At 68.5% G+C, this 1,897-nt stretch carries 2 protein-coding genes; both read left to right on the top strand.

From position 1 onward, the window contains the following. The coding region (locus K728_RS0111375) for an ABC transporter permease (RefSeq protein WP_024476787.1) at nucleotides 1-734 on the top strand (734 nt) is incomplete at its 5' end. Then, a complete protein-coding gene (locus tag K728_RS0111370; RefSeq protein WP_019482315.1) occupies nucleotides 731-1,798 on the top strand; it encodes an ABC transporter ATP-binding protein in 1,068 nt (355 codons plus the stop codon). The genes K728_RS0111375 and K728_RS0111370, both read left to right, overlap by 4 nt. The last annotated feature ends 99 nt before the right edge of the window (nucleotides 1,799-1,897 follow it).

Genomic DNA, 1,897 nt, shown 5'->3' with positions numbered 1-1,897 from the left:
GGGCGCTGGCCCTGGTACTGGCCGCCCCAGTGGTCGCCGTCGTCGTGCCCGTCGGAGGACTCACCAGCCGCCTGCTGGACGCTGCGACGTTACGCGAGATGGACGTCAGCCGCCTGATTGAGGCGATTGGGGCCACGCTGGGACTCGCCGCAGCCGGGGCCGTCGCAGCAGTGTTGTTGGCCCTCCCCATCGCGGTCCTGGCCGCACGCTATCGTGGGCGCCTGATCGCGGCAGTCGAGGCGGTCGGGTTCCTGGGGCACGCGCTCCCCGGCATTGTGGTGGGTCTGTCGCTGGTGTTTTTCGCGCTTGGGGCGGTCCCAATCCTGTACCAAACCGTAGTGGTGCTGATCTTCGGGTACGCCGTCCTGTTCATGCCGAAGGCTATCGGCACCATGCGCAACGGGATAGCCGCGGTGCCGGAAAACCTGGTTGACGTGTCCCGAATGCTGGGGTTGTCCCCGCTGCAGACCTGGTGGCGGGTGACCGCGCGGCTGGCGCTGCCCGGTATCGGAGTTAGCGCGCTGCTGGTAGCCATCTCGGTCATGAAAGAATTGCCTGCGACGCTGCTGTTGCGCCCCACCGGCACCGCCACCCTCGCGACAGAACTGTGGTCCAGGACCACAGTGTTCGAGTATGGGGCTGCCGCACCCTACGCGGCCACCCTGGTGCTGCTCGCCGCCGTCCCGGCGGTGGTGCTTTCTGGATTCCGGGGCGTAGCGAAGGAGGACTTGTGAGCTGGGTAGTCATTGATGGGCTGAGCGTTGCCTACGGGGGCACGACGGTGCTCGACGGCGTGCACCTGGAGATCCCGAGGGGATCGCTCACCGCTGTCCTGGGCCCGAGCGGTTGTGGCAAAACCACCCTGCTGCGAGCCATCGCCGGATTGCTCCCGGCGGCGGGTGGAACCATCCGGGTGGGCGAGAATCTCCTCTCTTCTCCTACGGTCCAACGGGCACCCGAGAAGCGGGGTGTCGGCTGGGTCCCGCAGGACGCCTCACTCTTCCCTCACCTGACGGTCGGCGAGAACATCGGTTTCGGGCTGAAGCGGAGCGCTGGCAGGTCCGGGCGGATCGCGGACCTCGCCGCGATGGTGGGCCTCGGCGAACTGATCGACCGGGCACCATCCCAGCTTTCCGGCGGCCAGGCGCAACGGGTGGCACTCGCCCGGTCCCTCGCACCACGGCCCGATCTGGTGCTCCTCGATGAGCCGTTCGCTGCCCTGGACCCCCAACTCCGGTCAACCCTTCGCCGGGAGGTCGCGGACCTGTTGCGAGGCCAAAGCAACACCAGCCTGCTCGTCACCCACGACCAGGAGGAGGCGTTGTCCCTGGCCGACTATGTTGCGGTGATGCGGGAGGGCCGGATCCTCCAGTGGGGCACGCCCCACGAAGTGTATGAGCGCCCGATCAGCCGCTGGGTGGCAGCCTTCGTCGGGGACACCGTGGAAATGGATGGTTTGTGGGCCGGCGGCCGGGTGCAGTGTGCTCTGGGGCTGGTGGAGGCCGAGATGGCCGACGGCAGCGAACCGGTGGACGGTTCACCGGTGTGCGTCATGCTCCGCCCGGAATGGTTGGATGTGACGGCTGGCGGGACGGATGCGACAGTCACCGCAGTGTCCTACGCGGGCCACGATGCCCTGGTCGGTCTTGAGTTGCCGTCCGGCTTCACCGTGCGCGCACGGGTCGCCGCCCCCGATCTGCCGCGCCGCGGGGACCGGGTGACGGTGGGTATCAGGCACCGGGCGCTGGCCTATCCGGTCGTTTCGGCCTCGGTGCCGACGCCCGCGGTCACCCGGTAGGCGGCTTCCAGAATCATCCACGCCTGCAGCTGCGTCGACAGCTCGGAGCCCCGGGTGCCAGCGTCGGCCCCGGTTCCTGCCGGGAATTCCAGCACACCC

Source organism: Arthrobacter sp. CAL618 (assembly GCF_000468215.1).
GTDB lineage: Bacteria > Actinomycetota > Actinomycetes > Actinomycetales > Micrococcaceae > Arthrobacter_D.
This window is presented reverse-complemented; position numbering and strand designations above follow the sequence as displayed.